Below are 17,901 nucleotides of genomic sequence, written 5' to 3' on the forward strand. Positions count from 1 at the left end.
GCGTAGTCGCCACCCCGTTTTGTACAGTTGAGGAACAAAGTGGCTCCCGCCCACTCACCCTGACCGGTGGGCGGGGTCACCTTGTTCCTACGCCTGGAGGACCCTGCCGATGACGGCCACCACTGTTCTGTCCGCCCGCGCCCTTCTGCTCGACATGGACGGCACGCTGGTCAACTCCGACGCGGTGGTCGAACGCTGCTGGCAGCGCTGGGCGGCCCTCCACGGGCTCGACGCCGTCGAGGTCATGAAGGTCGTCCACGGTCGCCAGGGCTACGCGTCCATGGCGCTCCTCCTGCCCGACCGCCCCATGGCCGAGAACCACGCCGAGAACGCGCGCATGCTCGCCGAGGAGACCGCCGACATCGACGGCGTCGTCCCCGTGCCGGGTGCCGCCGCATTCATGGCCTCCCTGCGCGACGGCGGCCTCGCGCACGCCCTGGTGACCTCGGCCGACGTGGCCCTGTCCACCCGCCGCATGGCCGCCGCCGGCCTCGCCCAGCCGGACCTGCGCATCACCGCCGAGAGCGTCGGCGCCAGCAAGCCCGACCCCGAGGGGTTCCTCAAGGGCGCCGCCGAGCTCGGTATCGACCCCGCGGACTGCGTCGTCTTCGAGGACTCGGGGGCCGGGATCGCGGCCGGCCGCGCCGCCGGGATGCGCGTCGTCGGCGTCGGCCCCCGCGCGGGCGCGCACGGCCCCACGGTGGTCGTGGACGACCTGACGCAGGTACGGGTCGAAGCGGGCGCAGCCGGCGAGATCCTGCTGCACATCGGCTGACCCGCACCCCTGCACAGGCGAGTCCCCAACCCCTGTATCGGCGAGTCCCGCAGCCCTGAATCGGCGAGCCTGGCGCCGTACCGTCCGCCGGGGCCTGCGCCGCACCGTCCGCCGGGCCCGTGCCCCACTGTCCGCCGAGGCCTGCGCCCCCACCCGTCCGCCGGGGCCGGGCACCGCACCATCCGCCGGGGCCCGGCACCGCACCATCCCCCCGGGCCCGTGCCGCCGTATCCCTCCTGAGCCCCCGGCCTCAACAGGCCAAACCGGGACGCACCCACCATTCTGGTAGATGGCAGAGCCCCCGCCGGCCGTGTCCGGCGTGGTGTCTCAGGAGGTGTCCATGACCCAGGACGCTAGCGGGGGCCTTCCCCGTACGGACCTGACGGCAGACCCAGGCCTTGACCGCACCGGATCCACGATCGGCGGCGGCCACGCGCCCCGCAGCGTGATGGTCTCGATCGGTGCGCTGCTGCTCGGCATGCTCCTCGCGGCGCTCGACCAGACGATCGTCTCGACGGCGCTGCCGACCATCGTGAGCGACCTCGGCGGCCTTGAACACCTGTCCTGGGTCGTGACCGCGTACCTGCTGGCATCGACGGCCGCCACGCCCCTGTGGGGCAAGCTCGGCGACCAGTACGGCCGCAAGAAGCTCTTCCAGATCGCCATCGTGATCTTCCTGATCAGCTCGGCGCTGTGCGGCATGGCACAGAACATGCCGCAGCTGATCGGCTTCCGCGCACTCCAGGGAGTGGGCGGCGGCGGCCTGATGGTCCTGTCCATGGCGATTGTCGGCGACATCGTGCCGCCGCGTGACCGGGGCCGGTACCAGGGTCTGTTCGGCGCGGTCTTCGGCGCGACGAGCGTGCTGGGCCCGCTGCTCGGCGGGCTGTTCACCGAACACCTCAGCTGGCGCTGGGTCTTCTACATCAACCTGCCGATCGGCGTCGTCGCGCTCGCCGTCATCGCGACCACGCTGCACATCCCCGTACGCTCCGCCAAGCACACGATCGACTACCTCGGCACGTTCCTGATCGCCTCCGTGGCGACCTGCCTGGTCCTCGTCGCCTCGCTCGGCGGGACGACCTGGGACTGGGACTCGGCGCAGATCATCGGCCTCGCGGTACTGGGCGTCGTCCTCGCGGTCGTGTTCGTCCAGGTGGAGCGGCGGGCCGCCGAGCCGGTCCTGCCGCTGAAGCTGTTCCGCATCCGTACGTTCACGCTCTCCGCGGTGATCAGCTTCGTCGTCGGTTTCGCCATGTTCGGCGCGATGACGTATCTGCCGACGTTCCTCCAGGTCGTCCACGGCGTCTCGCCGACGATGTCGGGCGTGCACATGCTGCCGATGGTCATCGGACTGCTGCTCTCCTCGACGGCGTCCGGCCAGATCGTCAGCCGTACCGGCCGCTGGAAGGTCTTCCCCATCGTCGGCACCGGCGTCACCGCCATCGGCCTGCTTCTCCTGCACCAGCTCGACGAGAACAGCTCGACCGGCGAGATGAGCGCCTACTTCTTCGTCTTCGGCCTGGGCCTCGGCCTCGTCATGCAGGTCCTCGTCCTGATAGTGCAGAACGCCGTCTCGTACGAGGACCTGGGCGTCGCCACCTCCGGCGCGACGTTCTTCCGCTCCATCGGTGCCTCCTTCGGCGTCGCTATCTTCGGCACGGTCTTCGCGAGCCGCCTCGGCGACAAACTCACGGACGCCCTCGCCGGCCGCAGCCTGCCTCCAGGCGTCGATGTGAACGCGCTCCAGTCGGACCCGAGAGGCATCGGCGAGCTGCCGCCCGTCGCCCGCGGACCGGTCCTGCACGCCTTCGCGTCGTCCATCACGGACGTCTTCCTCTACGCCGCCCCGGTCGCCCTCGTCGCCTTCGTACTGGCCTGGTTCCTGCGCGAGGACAAGCTGCGCGGCTCGGTCACAGCGCCGGACGGGACGGAGACCCTGGCCAGCAACCCCGTACAGCGTTCATCGCGCGACGAGGTGGCGCGGGCCCTGTCGGTGCTCGGCACCCGGGAGGGGCGCCGCGAGATCTACGAGAAGATCACCGAACGGGCCGGCTACGACCTGCTGCCCGCCTCGAGCTGGCTCCTGCTGCGCATGAAGCGCTACGGGTGGGCGGAGCCGTCGGCGCTCGCCGAACACAGTGCCGTACCGCTGCCCGTGATCATCGCCGCGTCCCGGCAGGTGGAGGGGCGGCGCCTCGCCGCGCGCGTGGGCCTCGACCTCGTCCTCACCGACGAGGGCCGCGAGGTCGCCGACCGGCTGTCCGCGTCCCGCGAGGAGTCGCTCGCCGAACTGCTGGGCGACTGGTGGGGCCCGGACCGGCCGACGGACCTGGTGAAACTCGTGGAGGAGCTCAACGCGGAGCTGTGCGGGTCCGACGCGGAGCGCCCGCACGACGGACTGGCGGCCGGCGCCTGACGCCTCTCACGTGTCCCGCACGAGCTTCTTGGTGAACCAGTGCTCGGCGTACTCCTCGTCGTTGTGCGGCGCCGTCTCCTGGTAGCCGTGCCGCGCGTACAGCATCCGGGCCTCCACCAGGTCGCCCCGGGTGTCGAGGACGATCCGCTCGGCGCCGAGATCCCGCGCGGCGCTCTCCACCTGCGCGAGCAGCACGGAGCCGCCGCCCTTCCCGCGCATTCCGGGCCGTACGAAGACGCGTTTCAGCTCGCCGGTCGAGGCATCGATCATCCGCACGCCCGCGGTCCCGGCGGGCTCGCCCCGATACCGCGCGACCAGCAACACCCCGCCCGGCGCCGCGAGATAGGCACCCGTGTCGGCGGCGACCTCGCGTTCCAGCTCGTCGGGGTCGGTGGTGCGCCCCTCGTGCAGCAGGTACCAGCGGTCGCTGACCTCCGTGTAGTACGCGCGCCACAGCTCCGCGGAGACGGCGGAGTCGAACGGCTCGGGGGTGACGGTCCACGACGAAGTCATGGGGGCATTGTCGGCGAAGGGGCGGCGCCGGGCGCAAGTGGTTTCGACCTGTACAGGAACCCGGGGTTCGGACATCCTCGGTACCTGTGACCGACGTATCCGTGACCGACGGGACCGGTGCCGAGACCGGTGCCGGAACCAGCCCCGAGACCGGTGAGATCAAGGCGCTGCTCGACGCCCTGCGCGGGCAGCGCCGCCACATCCTGGGCATCATCGAAGGGCTCGGCCCCGACGCGCTGCGGCGGCCCGTGCTGCCGTCCGGCTGGACGTGTCTGGGACTGGTCCAGCACCTGGCGCTCGACGTCGAACGCTTCTGGTTCCAGGCGGTTCTGACGGGTGATCAGGTCGTCATCGACAGCCTCGACGCCATTGAGGACGCCTGGCAGACCGACCCGGAGCTGCCGGCGGCCGACATCCTGGAGCGGTACCGCCGCGAGACGGACCGCGCGGACGCGATCATCGCCGCCACGCCCGCGGGCGCGCCCCTGGCCTGGTGGCCGCACCACCTCTTCGGGCCGCCGCACCTGCACAGCCACCGGGACGTCCTGCTGCACGTCATCACGGAGACCGCCTGCCACGCAGGGCACCTGGACGCCGCCCGTGAACTCATCGACGGGCGGCGCTGGTTGGTGCTCACCGAGGGCGGCGAGGCGGATCGCCTCTAGTCCACTACTCCACTACTCCACTACGACTTGGGCGAAGCCTGCTGGACGACCTCGAACGACCACACCGAGGACCCGCTGGCCGCAGGCTTCGGGCGGTCCGCGCCGCCTTGGTGGGCCTCCTTCATGGAGCCCTCCATCCACGCGGTGAACGACGCCTCGTCACGCCACCGCGTGTACACCAGGTAGTCGTCCGTGCCCTCGACCGGGCGCAGCAGCTCGAACCACTCGAAGCCGTCCGAGTTCTCCACCGCGCCCGCGCGCGAGGCGAAGCGCTTCTCCAGGATCTCGCGCTGTTCGGCCGGGACGGTCAGGACATTGATCTTCACGATGCTCATGGCGCCCATCCTCGCTCACCATCGCGTGAGATCGGCGTCAGGTCCCCTGCGTCCCGCGTCGCTCGTGCCAGTCGCGGACGATCTCCTCGACGTCGTACGGCTTCAGGCCGAGGGGCGGGCCCGGCGGGGGCTTGAACATCATGTCGCGGATCTTGACGTTGATCTCGGTGACGATTTTGCGGACGATCCGTTCGGAAGGGGCCTGCGCCGCCTCGGCGAGGGCGTCCTCGGCCTCCTTGCGCAGGGCGAGTGACGGGGGTAGCACGGAGAAGCCCTCACGGGCCATCTTCTGCTTGATCCACCAGTTCTCGTCGTACGTCGTGTCGGCCGTGCTCGGCAGCGGCTTGCCGGCTCCGGCGAGGTGGGAGAAGTCTCCTGCGCGCTCCGCGTCGCGGATCTGCTTGTCGACCCATGACTCGAAGCTGACGTCGGGTGGCTTGCGTTCGGTCATGGGGCCATTGTCCCAGAGGGCATACCGCACAGGGAGGGGACAACTTAGGATGCGGCGTCGGGGGACCCGGTGCCGAAGGGCCCGCCGAAGACCGAAGGAGCTGTGCGGGTGCTGGAGCTGACCATGGCCTCCGTCACGGGGGCGGACTCGGGTGCGACGGCCGGGATGCTGATGGCCGACGCGCCGAGTGAGCCGGGAGCCGTGCTGCGCGTGGGGCGCGACCGGAACGTGTGCCGGCTGGCAACGCCCGACGACTGGCTGTTCGTCTCGCGCGTCCATCTCGAATTCCGGTGCGGACAGGACGGCGTCTGGTCCGTCTTCTGGCTGCGCGGCTCGCACGACGAGCCCTCGTCCGAGGTGCGTCTCACGCTGACCGGCGGGGAGCCGCAGCCGCTCGTGTACGGAGGGGCCGCGGCTCTCGCGCCGGGCGCGTCCGGCGAGGTCGTGGTCCTGGACCGCAATGAGCCCCGCAGCGTGAACGTGGGCTTCTACCACGAGTTGTGACGGTCCATCAGGCAACGCCGGGCAGGGGCACTACGGGAGTACGCGGGCCAGCGCGAAGCCGTCGTAGCCCTTGGCGCCCACCGTCTGGACCGCCGTCCCGTCCAGCTTCGGGTGGTCGGCGATCATCTGGAGCGCGGCGCGGGTGCCGCGGATGTCGGGGGCCGCGCCGGAGTCGTCCGTCACGTGGCCGCCGCGCACCACGTTGTCGACGATGATCACGCTGCCGGGGCGGGTCAGGCGCAGCGCCCACTCGACGTAGTGCGGGTTGTTGGCCTTGTCGGCGTCGATGAAGACGAGGTCGAAGGGGTCGGGGTGGTCGGCCGCGACGCCGGGCAGCGAGTCGAGGGCGGGGCCGACCCGCACCTCGGCGATCTTGTCGAGGCCGGCGCGGGCGAGGTTGCCGCGGGCCACCTCGGCGTGCCGGGGGTCGTACTCGAGGGTGACGAGGACGCCGTCGGCGGGGAGGGCGCGGGCCAGCCAGATCGTGCTGTACCCGCCGAGCGTGCCGATCTCCAGGACGCGGCGGGCGCCCTGGATCTGTGCGATCAGGTGGAGGAACTTGCCCTGGTTCGGGGCGACGGCGATGGGCGGGAGGCCCGCCGCCTCGCTGTCCGCGAGGGCCGCGGTCAGGGCCTCGTCGCCGGGGGCGAGGAGGCCGGTCAGGTAGTCGTCGACGGCGGTCCACTGGTCTTCGGGTGCGTGCTCAGCCATGGCCCCATCATGGGCTCACGCGGCGGCGGCCCGGGCGGGATTCAGCCCAACGGCGGCGGGGTGTGCACGGGCGGCGGGGGCGGCACCGGCCGGCGGGAGCGCCGGCGGAACCACAGGACGGCGGCCGCCATCAGGAGCAGGGCCGGGGGCAGCGGAACGGTGAGCAGCCACACCGGGACGCCCCCGGCGGTGAGGAGTTCGTCGTCCCACACGACGGTGCGGTGCGTGGCGTCGCTCGCGGTGCGCCGCAGTTCATGGTCGTCGTAGATGCGCGACGGCTGTGGGAAGTCCTGGGTGAGCGCGGTCAAGTACCGCTCGCCGCCCGCGAATTCGGGCAGCGGCCCGCCGGACTTCGCCGGTATCCGGCCCGCGTACGTGACCTTCGGTGTGTCGCCGCCGATCGTGGAGCGCGGCTCCATGCGGTGGGCGGCGAGCACGTACAGGCGCAGATGCTGTTCGGTGCGGGCGAGCTTCGACAGCCGCATCGGGTAGATGAGGCGGTCGCTGGCGAAGGTGAGGTGGAGCGGGTCGAGGGCGCCGCCGAGCACGCTGTCGCCGTCGGCGGGCGCGAGGCGGATCGCCACGTACTCCCAGCCCTTGTCGACGTACGGGCGCAGCGCGGTGTCGAGGCGGTCGGGGAGCTGGAAGCCGTTCTCGTCGAGCCAGTCGGCGAGTGCGTCGGGGTCGGTCGCGGTGAGGCGGGCGACGTCGAACGGCCCGAGGTGCTCGCGGCCCACCACCTCGACCGGGCCGCCGGGTGCGGGGGCAGCGGCCGAGGCGCCGTCGCCGTTCCCGCCGTCGAAGGGCCAGTCGTCGGCGCCGGGCCAGAAGTGGTGCCGGGTCCGCTCGACGGGCGCCGTCACCTCGCTCAGCTGCGAGAAGAGCCCCGGGTCGCCGAGCTCGACGGACGCGCGGTGCGGCACGGGCATGATCCAGGCGGCGTCGCGCACGTTGCCGCTCACCGACAGGCTCATCACGATCTGCTCGCTGCGCCCGTCCCAGCGCACCGCGGACGTCTCGTCGTACACGGTGAGGTCCGTGCCCGCGTGCGGCACCATCGCCCCGCATCCGCACGCGTACGCCGGTGAGACGAGCGCGGCGACCTGGAACGCCATGAGGGCCAGGGCGGTCAACAGCGCCCTGGCCCTCATGGTCAGTGGTTGTGCGGTTCTCATGCCGGCCCCCGATGTCGCGCCCTGTCTGTCCGTGCCGTGTGCGGCGAAGGAGCAGACGGGGCGCGGGGGAGCGCGGTTCCTGGTGTTACGCGGCTGTTGCCGTCGCGGTCCGCGGCAGGTCGCCGGGCTCGACCGCGGGCAGCGAGCCCGGCAGCGGGCGGCGCGCCGACTCGGTCATGAACCACACCGCGATACCGCCGATGACGGCCGCGGCCATCATGTAGTACGCGGGCATCATCATGTTCCCGGTCGCCCCGATGAGGGCGGTGACGACCAGCGGGGTCGTGCCGCCGAAGAGCGAGACGGAGATGTTGAAGCCGATCGACAGGGAGCCGTAGCGCACCCGGGTCGGGAAGAGCGCGGGCAGCGCGGACGGCATCGCCGAGGTGAAGCAGACCAGGAGCAGGCCGAGCGCGCCCATGCCGAGGGCGATGGCCCACAGGGAGCCGTCACGGATGAGGAGCAGGGCCGGGACGGACAGCGCGAAGAAGCCGACGCAGCCCGCGGCGATCACCGGGCGGCGGCCGACACGGTCGGAGAGCGCGCCCGCGAACGGCTGGACGATCATCATCAGCGCCATCACGCCGAGGACCACGAGGAGGCCGTGCGTCTCGTCGTAGTGGAGCTCACTGGTGAGGTAGCTCGGCATGTACGACAGCAGCATGTAGTCGGTGACGTTGAAGACGAGGACCAGGCCGACGCACAGGAGCAGCGCTTTCCACTGGCCGGCGATCATGTCGCGCACCTTCACCTTGGGCCGGGCCTTCTCCGACTCGTGCGCGTTCTTCAGCTCGGCCGCGAACGCCGGGGTCTCTTCGAGCCGCATCCGCAGATAGAGGCCGATGATGCCCATCGGGCCCGCGATCAGGAACGGGATGCGCCAGCCCCAGGAGAGCAGGTCGTCGGAGGAGAGCAGCGCCGTCATCAGGGTGACGAGGCCCGCGCCGCCGATGTATCCGGCGAGGGTGCCGAATTCCAGCCAGCTGCCGAAGAAGCCGCGCTTCTTGTCGGGCGCGTACTCGGCGATGAAGGTGGACGCGCCGCCGTACTCACCGCCGGTCGAGAAGCCCTGCACCAGACGGGCCAGGAGCAGCAGGATCGGCGCCCAGACGCCGATCGTCGCGTACGACGGGATCAGGCCGATCGCGAACGTGCCCGCCGCCATCATGATCATGGTGACGGCGAGGACCTTCTGCCGGCCGACGCGGTCGCCGAGCGGTCCGAAGACCATGCCGCCGATCGGACGGACGAGGAACGCCGCGGCGAAGGCGCCGAACGTCGCCAGGAGCTGGGCCGTGGGGTTGCCCGACGGGAAGAAGACCTTGCCGAGGGTGACGGCGATGTAGCTGTAGACACCGAAGTCGAACCACTCCATCGCATTGCCGAGCGCCGCCGCCTTGACCGCGCGCTTGACCAGCGCTGGATCGGTGACGGTGACGTCGGGGGAGGCGCCCTTCGCGGGGGCGGTGGGCCTGGGTGCGACGTTTAGAGCACTCGACAAGGGTCTGCTCGCCTGCTTTCGAAGGGGACAAGGACATGTCCGCGTGGGGACGGACGAAGCCGCCCACGGCGGGGCGGCCAGAAATCGACCATAGGTGCATCCGCGATCATTACGGGTAGTGTGCGCTGCGTCGCACAGCGTGGGAAAAGCGGGTCCGGCCAGGCATGACGCCTCGGTTCCGGCGCGGCGCAAACGGACAAATCTGTGACCTATGTCGCGGCCCTCGACCGCAACCACGCAGACCCCGCATCATCGTCATCCGGTCAAATACCGGTGGACAGACAGGTGAAGCAGGGGTTGCCTGCGTCTCACCCCGGGGGTGGTGCGAGCCTCTTGGGACAGTACGCATGGCGGGAGGGCCGACGGCGCGTGGCGAACGTGGAGCATGGACCGGGCAAAGCCTTGGTGGCGGGGGCCGCGACAGCGCGGTTGGGCATGGTCCGGGCGGGCCTCTGGCTGATCGCCGCGGTGCTCGCGGTGCGGCAGGTCGTGGCCGTCCTGAGCACCCCCAGCGGTGAGCGGCTCACGGACCTGGAGACCTGGATCGGTCCTGAAGGTGTCCTCCACGTGACGGGCTCCCTCTACGACGCCGACCGGTTCACCGGTACCCCGTTCGGGGGACTGGTGCTGAAGCCTCTGGCCCGGGGCGCCGAACAGGCGCTCGGCTGGGCCTGGACCTTCGGCACACTCGGCCTCGTCGTCGTCCTCGGTCTCGTCGTCGCCCGTGCCCTGCCCAGGCCCGTCACCCGGCGCACCTCGCTGCTCGCCGCCCCCGTCGCGATCAGCCTCCTGATGCTGTCGCTGCCGGTGCGCAACACCCTCCATCTCGGCCAGACCAGCATCATCCCGGTCCTTCTCGTCCTGCTCGGCTGCTTCGCCGCCCGCGGCGAGAAGAGCTCGGGCCTGCTCATCGGCATCGGCGCCGCACTCCAGCCGACCGTCCTCCTCTTCGCGCCGCTCCTGTGGTTCACCGGGCGACGTCGCGCCGCCGTGTCCTCGGGCGTCACGTTCGCGGCGTGCACGCTCCTCGCGTGGGCCGCGATGCCGCACGACTCGTGGACGTACTGGGTGCACCACGTCGCGGGAGCGGGACTCGGCTCGAGCCCCGACGGGCTCGCCAACCAGTCGCTGCACGGCGCGCTCCTGCGCTTCGGCCTGGAGGGCCCCCTGGAGATCGGGCTCTTCCTCGTCCTGGGCTCCGCCGTCACGGTGCTCGGACTGCGGCGCGCGGTGCGCTACGCGCAGGACGGACAGCTCCTGCTCGCCGTCGCCCTCACCGGCTGCGTCGCCGTCGCCGTGTCGCCGACGACCTGGCAGCACCAGCTCCTGTGGGTGCTGCTCGCCGTGGTCGGCCGCGTCGGCAGGAAGGCGTCCGACCGGTACGTGTGGCCGGTCGCGGTCGTCCTCGTGATGACGCTCCCCGCGAGGATGCTGCTGCCGGGCACGGCGCTCGCCGATCCGCTGCGCGACAACGTCGTGCTGATCGCCGCGGTCGCCGCGGCCACGTTCGTCCCTTTCCTGTCCCGCACCGCGCCCGAGTACCGGGCGCCCGTCCCCACCGAGTACGCGAAGCCCGTCCCTGCTCGCTGGTCGCGGGTCCCGCTCCTGCCGTTCTGGCGCCGGGTCCTGACCCGCCCGAACCTGCTGCTCGAAATGCTCCTGATCCGTGTCGGCTACTACGCGTACCAGCAGGTCAGGCTCGCCGCGACGGGCGGTACGAACTCCGGGGGCCGGGCCACCGCCGAGGCGCACGGCACGCAGGTCCACTCCCTGGAGAAGTTCCTCCACATCGACATCGAGCACTGGGTCAACCACGCGGTGGCGCAGGTCCCGTGGCTCAAGTCGTTCTTCAACTTCTACTACGAGTCGTTCCACTTCATCGTGCCGCTGAGCGTCCTCGCCATCCTCTACGTCCGCAGGCCCGCCCAGTACCGCTGGGCCCGCTCGGCGCTCGGCTTCGCCACGGTGCTCGCCCTGATCGGTTTCTGGTTCTACCCGCTGGCGCCGCCGCGTCTGATGCCCGCGCTCGGGTTCATCGACACGGTGCATGGCGTCCAGGACTTCTCCAAGCCGGACTACGGCACACTGACCGCGCTCACCAACCAGTACGCGGCCATGCCCTCACTGCACTTCGGCTGGTCCCTGTGGTGCGGGCTCGTCATCGCGATCCTCGCCCCGAAGTGGTGGATGAAGGCGATCGCGCTGCTGCATCCCCTGTTCACCATCTCCGCGATCATCGCGACCGGTAACCACTGGGTGCTCGACGCGGTGGGCGGCGCGACGGTCGTCGGCGCGGGCTTCGGACTCACCTACCTGCTGAGCGGCCCGCGCGCCCGCCTCACCGGCGCAACCGTCCCCGAGCAGTCGAAGGCCGAGCCGGACCACGTGCGGCTGCCGGCCGGACACAACCGGTCCTGAGGCGCGGGTCAGGCGTCTTCCGACTGGTGCCGGTGGCCCTGAAGATGCCGGGCCCGCAGCGCCGCCTCCGTGGCGAAGCGGTGCTCCGGGTCGGTGAGCCGGTCCCCGAAGTGCGCGTCCAGATTGCGCAGCCGGTATCGGACCGTCTGGGCGTGCACACCCAGGATGTCGCCGACGTGGTCGGCCGTCCCCCGCGTGGTCAGCCACACCCGCAGCGTGTCGATCAGCCGTGCCCGGCGGCTGCCGGTCAGTCGGGACAACGGGGCGAGTTCGCGGGCGGCGAGCCGGTCGAGGAGAGCGGGGTCCGACAGCAGCCACAGTGTCGTGAGATGGTCGGCGCAGCGCACCGCGGGGGCGTCGGCGATGATCTGTTCGTCGACGAGGTCCAGGACCCGGCGGGCCCAGCGGATCGAGTCGCAGGCCCGTGCGGTGGGCACGGTGACGCCGAGCACGCACGGGGTGTCGCCGAGGGCGGCCGTCAGCATGTCGAGGCGGGCACGCGCATCGCCGTCCGGGGCGGCCGGGTCTTCGAGGGGTCCCGGGATCAGCAGGTGCGGCTGGGGGTCCCCGAGGTCGGCCAGGACGTCGGGGTCGAGGCCGGCCCTGATGTGCGCGGGGGCGGGAGCCCGTAGCGCCACGAGCGTGACCTGCTCGGGCACCCGCCAGCCGGCCTGGTCGCAGAGTTCGGCGAGCGCGCCGCCCGGCAGCGGATGACCGGCGAGCAGCAGATGCAGGATGCGCCGGTGCAGGGAGTCCACATGGGCGGCGGAGTGCGACTGCACCTCCAGATAGCCCTCGCGGGACAGGGCCTCCAGCTCGTCGACGTACGCGAAGAGCGCGTCGGCGAAGGTCAGGATCAGGGTGGGGGAGAGGTTGTACTGGCGGCCGACGCGCTTGGCACGCCGTAACGCGATGCGGGCGCCGATGCGGTACGCGCCGTGCAGGGAGTCGAGGCTGCGGCCCTCGTACGCCTCGAACCGCCCGAATCTTCGGCACAGTTCGTCGCGTTCGCCGGCCGGGGCGGTCGGCTCGGCCACCCGGTCCACGAAGGCGGAGAGGCTCTGCTCGACGCCGAGCCGGACGACCGCGCTGTTGGGGCCGTTGAGCAGCCCGGCGAACTCCGGGTAGGTGCGGGTCACCTCGACCCGGATCTCCTTGATCAGGCTGGGCAGTTCGGGCCGCATGATGGCGGCGAATTCCGGGGGCAGAGGGCCGAGCGGTTCTTCCACTTCCGAGGACGGTGCGGCTGAGGGCATGACGCTCCCCTTGCTCTCCTGCGCCCGGTGGGGGTGGGCCGCGGACGCGCCGCCCTGGGTGGGGTGGTGGGGTGGGGGGGGAAGCGCTCCCACGGGCCGCAGGTGCGTACCTGGTGGGACTGCCGAAGCTAGAACAACTCATGTGTGATGTGCACCACTTGAAGGAGAAGTAGCTTCATGTTGCAGGTGGTGTGGGGAGTTTCGGAAGGTCCGGCGAGGGGCCCGTGTCGCCGGGCGTTTCCGGTGCTCGCATCCCTCACCTGGACTGTTTCGACGTGCCGCCCCGGGCCTGTGCGCGATGCGGTGAGCGGCGGGTCCAGATTTCCGCCGCAAGGGCCGCATCCGGAGAATGGCGGGATATCGATGTCAGCGTTTCGAGGGTGACGTGCCGGGTGTCATCCGGCCGCCGTGTGCCAGTTCTGCGCGAGGACCTTGCCGGCGTCGGGGTAGTGGGTGCCGGGTGCGAACAGACCGCCCAGGTACGTCCGGGTGTCGTTCAGGGTGACGCTGTTGTGTCCGGCGGCGGACGGCAGGCCCGTCTTGGCGTTGACGGCCAGGTCGATCAGGCCGAGGAGCCCGCAGCCGCTCGCGCCCGGCACGGCGAAGCCCGAGTCGCCCTGGGTGGAGCCGGTCAGGGCGATCCGCGACATCGTGCCGGCCGTGTCGGGGGTGCCGTCGGCGGCGAACCGCTCGATCTTGAAGGTGGGCTGGGTGAGGTTCTGCGGGCGCAGCACGATCGGGTCCGAGGACGAGCCGATGTAGCAGTGGTCGGACAGGAACGGGTTCTGCCCCGCGGGCTGCGCGCCACCGCCGTCGCCGCGGCCGCGGTGGCCCTGCTCACGGCGTCCCAGGCCCCGGGAATCGTCGAGGAGTCGGGTGGCGGCCAGGACCGCGTCCGCGCGGAGCGCCCCGCGTCGGCCGAGGCGCCGCTGCCGTACGTGAAATCGCAGGGCGACGACTCGTACCACACCGAACTGCCGCCCCTGAACAGCCCGGACGCACCCACGCACGTCTACCCGTCCGCCCAGATCAGCGCCCAGTCCGGCATCCCGGCCACCGTCCTGGCCGCGTACCGCAGGGCCGAGTCGGCGATCGCCCGTACCGACGCGGGCTGCCATCTGCCCTGGGAGCTGCTCGCCGCCATCGGCAAGGTCGAGTCGGGCCAGGCGCGCGGCGGCGCCGTCGACGCGCACGGCACGACCCTGGGACGTATCACCGGACCCGCCCTCGACGGCCAGGGGTTCGCCCTGATCAGGGACTCGGACGGCGGGGCGTGGGACGGTGACGCGGTCTACGACCGGGCCGTCGGCCCGATGCAGTTCCTGCCGGGGACGTGGCGGCGCTGGGGCGCCGACGGCAACGGCGACGGGGACAAGAACCCCAACAACATCTTCGACGCGGCGCTGGCGGCGGGCCACTACCTGTGTGCCGGCAGCCGGGACGTGGGCCGCGCGGCCAGCCTCGAACGTGCCGTCCTCAGCTACAACTACTCGCGCGACTATCTCCGACTGGTCCTGTACTGGATGGAGTTCTACCGCGAGGGCGTGCACACCGTGCCCGACGGCAAGGGTGTGATCCCGAAGAGCCCCGGCGCGGGCGGCGACACCCAGGCGACCGGCCCGGTCGGCGGCGGCAAAGGCCCCGGCAAGGGCGGGGGCGAGGGGGGAGGGATCGTCATCGGGCCCGATCCGACCCCCTCCGGGCCATCGGACGGCGGCAGCCCGGACCCCAGCCCAGGCCCGGACCCGAGTGGTGACCCCTCGGGCGCGCCCACCCAGTCACCCGAACCGAGCGACCCCCCGTCGTCGCAGGACCCTGGCACCCCCTCCGCCCCCGGTAGCCCCACCCCGCCGACGGACTGCCCCACGGACACGATGTCCCCGTCGCCCGACCCGGGCGGGTCCCCCTCGCCGTCGGAGTGCCCGGAGCCGGGCGCGTAGAGCGGCGCGGCGCAGGTGTGCAGGGAGGCAGGGGCGTGGCGTAGGGAGATGGCCCCTGCCTCCCTGGGCCGGCGTGCGGCCGCCCGCGGTCAGCCGGTGCTGACCTGGAGTTCCTTGACGCCGTTGAGCCAGGCCGAGCGGAGCCTGCGCGGGTCACCGGTGAGGCGAAGGTCGGGCATGGCGTCGGCCACGGCGTTGAAGATGAGGTTGATCTCGAGCGTGGCCAGCGACTTGCCGAGGCAGAAGTGCGGGCCTCCGCCGCCGAATCCGAGGTGCGGGTTCGGGTCGCGGGTGATGTCGAACTCGTCGGGGCGGTCGAAGACTTCGGGGTCGTGGTTGGCCGACGAGTAGAAGATGCCGACGCGGTCGCCCTTCTTGATCTGCGCGCCGCCGAGCTCGGTGTCCTGGGTCGCGGTGCGCTGGAAGGAGACCACGGGGGTCGCCCAGCGGACGATCTCCTCCGCCGTCGTCTCCGGGCGCTCCCGCTTGAACAGCTCCCACTGGTCGGGGTTGGTCAGGAAGGCGTGCATGCCGTGGGTGATGGCGTTGCGCGTCGTCTCGTTGCCGGCCACGGCGAGCAGGATGACGAAGAAGCCGAACTCGTCCGAGGAGAGGTTCCCCTCGTCCTCGGCCGCCACCAGCTGGCTCACGATGTCCTTGGCCGGGCACTCCTTGCGGGCGGCGGCCAGGTTCATCGCGTAGCTGACGATCTCCATGGCCGCCTCGGCGCCGACCTCCTCGGTGATCGCGTACTCCGGGTCGTCGTACGCGGCCATCTTGTTGGACCAGTCGAAGATCTTGGTGCGGTCGTCCTGGGGGACGCCGATCAGCTCGGCGATGGCCTGGAGCGGGAGTTCGACGGCGACGTTGGTGACGAAGTCGAAGGAGCCGTCGGGCGCGGCGTTCGCGAGCGCCGCCTCGACGATGGAGCCCGCACGGTTGCGCAGGGCGTCCTCGAGCGAGCGGATGGCGCGGGGCGTGAAGCCGCGCTGGACGATCTGCCGGACCCGGGTGTGTTCCGGCGGGTCCATGTTGAGCATGATCAGCTTCTGGACCTCGATCTGGTCGCGGCTGATCGACTCGTTGAAGCGGATGACGGCGGTGTTGAGGTTCGAGGAGAAGAGCTCCGGGCGCGTGGAGACGTACTTGACGTCCGCGTGCCGGGTCACGGCCCAGTAGCCCGAGTCCGCGAAGCCGGAGATGCCGGTCGGCTGGGCGATCCACCGGACCGGTTCCGTCTGCCGGAGCTGGGCGAACTCGGGGAAGGGGACGCGGTGCTGGAGAAGGTCGGGGTCGGTGAAGTCGAACCCTTCGGGCAGCGCTGGGCACGGCATGGGCAACTCCCGGTGACGGTCTGACGGGGCGTCAGCTTGTCGGCACCGTAGTAACGGGTTCTACAAGTGGCAAGACCCGTGGTACGTCCGATTGCGCGCGCGGTACGTGCACGACCCTTGCGTACCCGGAGTAGCACCGTCGAGACTGCACAGAGAACTGGTACGCGTTCTAGTTCTTACGTCTTCTGGTTCGGTCCGGGAATGTATGGAGAGGACGAGCTCATGGCCGCGGAACCCGTCATCGTCGAAGCCGTACGTACGCCCATCGGCAAGCGCGGAGGCGCGCTCGCCAATCTTCATCCCGCGTATCTCCTCGGCGAGACGTACCGGGAACTGCTCGGCAGGACCGGCATTCACGCCGACTGTGTCGAGCAGATCGTGGGCGGCACGGTGACCCACGCGGGCGAACAGTCCATGAATCCGGCGCGCACGGCCTGGCTCACCATGGGCCTGCCCTACGAGACGGCGGCGACGACCGTCGACTGTCAGTGCGGCTCCTCGCAGCAGGCCGCGCACATGACCGCCAACATGATCGCCGCCGGTGTCATCGACATCGGCATCAGCTGCGGGGTCGAGGCGATGTCGCGGGTGCCGCTCGGCTCCGGCTCCAAGCACGGGCCCGGCAAGCCGTTCCCCGAGGAGTGGAACGTCGACCTGCCCAACCAGTTCGAGGCCGCCGAGCGCATCGCGCGCCACCGCGGACTGACCCGCGAGAACGTCGACTCGCTCGGCCTCATCTCGCAGGAGCGTGCCGCTGCCGCCTGGGCCGAGGAGCGCTTCAAACGCGAGACGTTCGCCGTGCAGGTGCCCACGAACGAGGACGAGCAGGCCGCCGGGCAGGGTATGTGGCGGCTCGTGGACCGGGACGAGGGCCTGCGCGACACGACCATGGAGGGGCTCGGCGGCCTCAAGCCGGTCATGCCGACCGCCGTGCACACCGCGGGGAACTCCTCGCAGATATCCGACGGCGCCTCGGCGATCATGTGGGCGTCCAAGCGGATGGCGCGCGCCCTGAAGCTCAAGCCGCGCGCCCGGATCGTCGCCCAGGCGCTCGTCGGCGCCGACCCTCACTTCCATCTGGACGGGCCGATCGACGCCACCCGCGCCGTGCTCGGCAAGGCGGGCATGTCACTCAAGGACATCGACCTCGTCGAGATCAACGAGGCGTTCGCGTCCGTCGTGCTCAGCTGGGCGCAGGTCTTCGAGCAGGACCTCGAGAAGGTCAACGTGAACGGCGGGGCCATCGCCCTCGGCCACCCCGTCGGCGCCACCGGCGCCCGGCTCATCACCACCGCCCTGCACGAACTGGAGCGCCGGGACAAGGAGTTCGCGCTCATCACGATGTGCGCGGGCGGCGCGGTGGCGACGGGCACGATCATCCAGCGGCTGTAGCGGGGGTCCGCGCCGGGCGGGCCGGAACGCATGACGAAGGCGGCACCCTCCCACGGGGGGAGGATGCCGCCTTCTCGGGTCGGCTGTGGGCCGGCCGGGCTCAGTACGAGCCGGCGGACTGCCAGTGGCTCCAGGCGTCACAGGGGCTGCCGTAGCGCTCGTTCATGTAGTTGAGGCCCCACTTGATCTGGGTCTCGGGGTTCGACTTCCAGTCGCCGCCGGCCGAGGCCATCTTGTTGGCGGGCAGGGCCTGGACCAGTCCGTAGGCGCCGGACGACGCGTTCGTCGCGTGGGGGTTCCAGCCGCTCTCGTGGGACACGATCTTGTCGAAGCACGCGAACTGTGCGGCGCTCATCTTCTGCTGGGCGATCGTCTTCGGCGAAGAGGTGGCGGCGGCGTTCGACGCCGGGGCGGCGGCCATGACCATGCCGGCGGTGGCGGCGGCCAGGGCGACACCGGCGAGGGCCTTCTTCGGGGCGGCGATGCGGCGGAGGATGGTGACGGACAAAGCG

At 71.1% G+C, this 17,901-nt stretch carries 16 protein-coding genes and 1 pseudogene; 7 read left to right on the forward strand and 10 right to left on the reverse strand.

The genetic code is table 11. The annotated features are described in order from the left end of the window. The first annotated feature begins 103 nt into the window (after positions 1-103). On the forward strand, positions 104-775 hold the full coding sequence (locus OG758_RS32670; RefSeq protein ID WP_326716109.1) for an HAD-IA family hydrolase: 672 nt from the start codon (positions 104-106) through the stop codon (positions 773-775). Positions 776-1,115: 340 nt separating this feature from the next. Next, positions 1,116-3,194, forward strand: a complete 2,079-nt coding sequence (locus tag OG758_RS32675; RefSeq protein ID WP_382060573.1) for an MDR family MFS transporter — start codon at positions 1,116-1,118, stop codon at positions 3,192-3,194. A 6-nt stretch (positions 3,195-3,200) separates the two neighbouring features. Here the strand turns inward: OG758_RS32675 and OG758_RS32680 are convergent, their stop codons facing one another. Continuing rightward, the gene (locus OG758_RS32680) at positions 3,201-3,707 is read right to left on the reverse strand and encodes a GNAT family N-acetyltransferase (RefSeq protein WP_326713204.1); all 507 of its coding nucleotides are present in this window, start codon (positions 3,705-3,707) and stop codon (positions 3,201-3,203) included. An 86-nt stretch (positions 3,708-3,793) separates the two neighbouring features. On the opposite strand from OG758_RS32680, the gene OG758_RS32685 reads away from it, so the two are divergent. Further along, positions 3,794-4,372, forward strand: coding sequence for a DinB family protein (locus OG758_RS32685; RefSeq protein ID WP_326713205.1), 579 nt, complete (start codon positions 3,794-3,796; stop codon positions 4,370-4,372). Positions 4,373-4,392: 20 nt separating this feature from the next. On the opposite strand, the gene OG758_RS32690 is transcribed toward OG758_RS32685, so the two are convergent. Together OG758_RS32690 and OG758_RS32695 are read right to left on the reverse strand one after the other, a co-directional pair. Continuing rightward, positions 4,393-4,707, reverse strand: a complete 315-nt coding sequence (locus tag OG758_RS32690) for an antibiotic biosynthesis monooxygenase family protein (protein WP_326713206.1) — start codon at positions 4,705-4,707, stop codon at positions 4,393-4,395. 37 nt (positions 4,708-4,744) lie between these two features. Further along, positions 4,745-5,158 carry a J-domain-containing protein gene (locus OG758_RS32695; protein ID WP_326713207.1) on the reverse strand — a complete coding sequence of 138 codons (414 nt, stop codon included), beginning with the start codon at positions 5,156-5,158 and terminating at the stop codon, positions 4,745-4,747. A 108-nt stretch (positions 5,159-5,266) separates the two neighbouring features. Here OG758_RS32695 and OG758_RS32700 point away from each other — a divergent pair, with 108 nt between their 5' ends. Beyond that, the gene (locus OG758_RS32700) at positions 5,267-5,662 is read left to right on the forward strand and encodes a hypothetical protein (protein ID WP_326713208.1); all 396 of its coding nucleotides are present in this window, start codon (positions 5,267-5,269) and stop codon (positions 5,660-5,662) included. A gap of 30 nt (positions 5,663-5,692) precedes the next feature. Here the strand turns inward: OG758_RS32700 and OG758_RS32705 are convergent, their stop codons facing one another. From OG758_RS32705 to proP, 3 genes are all read right to left on the reverse strand, one after another. Continuing rightward, positions 5,693-6,373, reverse strand: coding sequence for an O-methyltransferase (locus tag OG758_RS32705; protein WP_326713209.1), 681 nt, complete (start codon positions 6,371-6,373; stop codon positions 5,693-5,695). A 41-nt stretch (positions 6,374-6,414) separates the two neighbouring features. After that, complete coding sequence (locus tag OG758_RS32710; protein ID WP_326713210.1) at positions 6,415-7,548, reverse strand: DUF2330 domain-containing protein; 1,134 nt, start codon at positions 7,546-7,548, stop codon at positions 6,415-6,417. A gap of 85 nt (positions 7,549-7,633) precedes the next feature. Beyond that, the gene (gene proP, locus OG758_RS32715) at positions 7,634-9,049 is read right to left on the reverse strand and encodes a glycine betaine/L-proline transporter ProP (protein ID WP_326713211.1); all 1,416 of its coding nucleotides are present in this window, start codon (positions 9,047-9,049) and stop codon (positions 7,634-7,636) included. A gap of 369 nt (positions 9,050-9,418) precedes the next feature. On the opposite strand from proP, the gene OG758_RS32720 reads away from it, so the two are divergent. Further along, positions 9,419-11,467: a bifunctional glycosyltransferase 87/phosphatase PAP2 family protein gene (locus OG758_RS32720; RefSeq protein ID WP_382060574.1), complete on the forward strand. Its 2,049-nt coding sequence runs from the start codon at positions 9,419-9,421 to the stop codon at positions 11,465-11,467. Positions 11,468-11,475: 8 nt separating this feature from the next. Here OG758_RS32720 and OG758_RS32725 read toward each other — a convergent pair whose 3' ends face one another. Both OG758_RS32725 and OG758_RS32730 read right to left on the reverse strand, forming a co-directional pair. Further along, complete coding sequence (locus OG758_RS32725) at positions 11,476-12,723, reverse strand: helix-turn-helix domain-containing protein (RefSeq protein WP_326713212.1); 1,248 nt, start codon at positions 12,721-12,723, stop codon at positions 11,476-11,478. A gap of 395 nt (positions 12,724-13,118) precedes the next feature. After that, positions 13,119-13,511: pseudogene (locus OG758_RS32730) on the reverse strand (hypothetical protein); the annotation flags it as partial. On the opposite strand from OG758_RS32730, the gene OG758_RS32735 reads away from it, so the two are divergent. Then, complete coding sequence (locus OG758_RS32735; protein ID WP_326713213.1) at positions 13,488-14,663, forward strand: lytic transglycosylase domain-containing protein; 1,176 nt, start codon at positions 13,488-13,490, stop codon at positions 14,661-14,663. The pseudogene OG758_RS32730 and the gene OG758_RS32735 sit on opposite strands and share 24 nt — an antisense overlap. 89 nt (positions 14,664-14,752) lie before the next feature. Here the strand turns inward: OG758_RS32735 and OG758_RS32740 are convergent, their stop codons facing one another. Next, on the reverse strand, positions 14,753-15,997 hold the full coding sequence (locus OG758_RS32740) for a cytochrome P450 (RefSeq protein ID WP_326713214.1): 1,245 nt from the start codon (positions 15,995-15,997) through the stop codon (positions 14,753-14,755). A gap of 222 nt (positions 15,998-16,219) precedes the next feature. Between OG758_RS32740 and OG758_RS32745 the strand changes: the two genes are divergently transcribed. After that, a complete protein-coding gene (locus OG758_RS32745; RefSeq protein ID WP_326713215.1) occupies positions 16,220-17,389 on the forward strand; it encodes a steroid 3-ketoacyl-CoA thiolase in 1,170 nt (389 codons plus the stop codon). Positions 17,390-17,489: 100 nt separating this feature from the next. Here OG758_RS32745 and OG758_RS32750 read toward each other — a convergent pair whose 3' ends face one another. Further along, a complete protein-coding gene (locus OG758_RS32750; protein ID WP_326713216.1) occupies positions 17,490-17,897 on the reverse strand; it encodes a transglycosylase SLT domain-containing protein in 408 nt (135 codons plus the stop codon). Positions 17,898-17,901: the final 4 nt, after the last annotated feature.

This window comes from Streptomyces sp. NBC_01474 (assembly GCF_035918215.1).
Taxonomy (GTDB): Bacteria; Actinomycetota; Actinomycetes; order Streptomycetales; family Streptomycetaceae; genus Streptomyces; species Streptomyces aureus.

Coding starts and splice junctions, on each gene's coding strand:
- OG758_RS32705 (WP_326713209.1), bottom strand. CDS start 6,373: ATGGCTGAGCACGCACCCGAAGACCAGTGGACCGCCGTCGACGACTAC.
- OG758_RS32680 (WP_326713204.1), bottom strand. CDS start 3,707: ATGACTTCGTCGTGGACCGTCACCCCCGAGCCGTTCGACTCCGCCGTC.
- OG758_RS32675 (WP_382060573.1), top strand. CDS start 1,116: ATGACCCAGGACGCTAGCGGGGGCCTTCCCCGTACGGACCTGACGGCA.
- OG758_RS32725 (WP_326713212.1), bottom strand. CDS start 12,723: ATGCCCTCAGCCGCACCGTCCTCGGAAGTGGAAGAACCGCTCGGCCCT.
- OG758_RS32745 (WP_326713215.1), top strand. CDS start 16,220: ATGGCCGCGGAACCCGTCATCGTCGAAGCCGTACGTACGCCCATCGGC.
- OG758_RS32740 (WP_326713214.1), bottom strand. CDS start 15,997: ATGCCGTGCCCAGCGCTGCCCGAAGGGTTCGACTTCACCGACCCCGAC.
- OG758_RS32710 (WP_326713210.1), bottom strand. CDS start 7,548: ATGAGAACCGCACAACCACTGACCATGAGGGCCAGGGCGCTGTTGACC.
- OG758_RS32690 (WP_326713206.1), bottom strand. CDS start 4,707: ATGAGCATCGTGAAGATCAATGTCCTGACCGTCCCGGCCGAACAGCGC.
- OG758_RS32695 (WP_326713207.1), bottom strand. CDS start 5,158: ATGACCGAACGCAAGCCACCCGACGTCAGCTTCGAGTCATGGGTCGAC.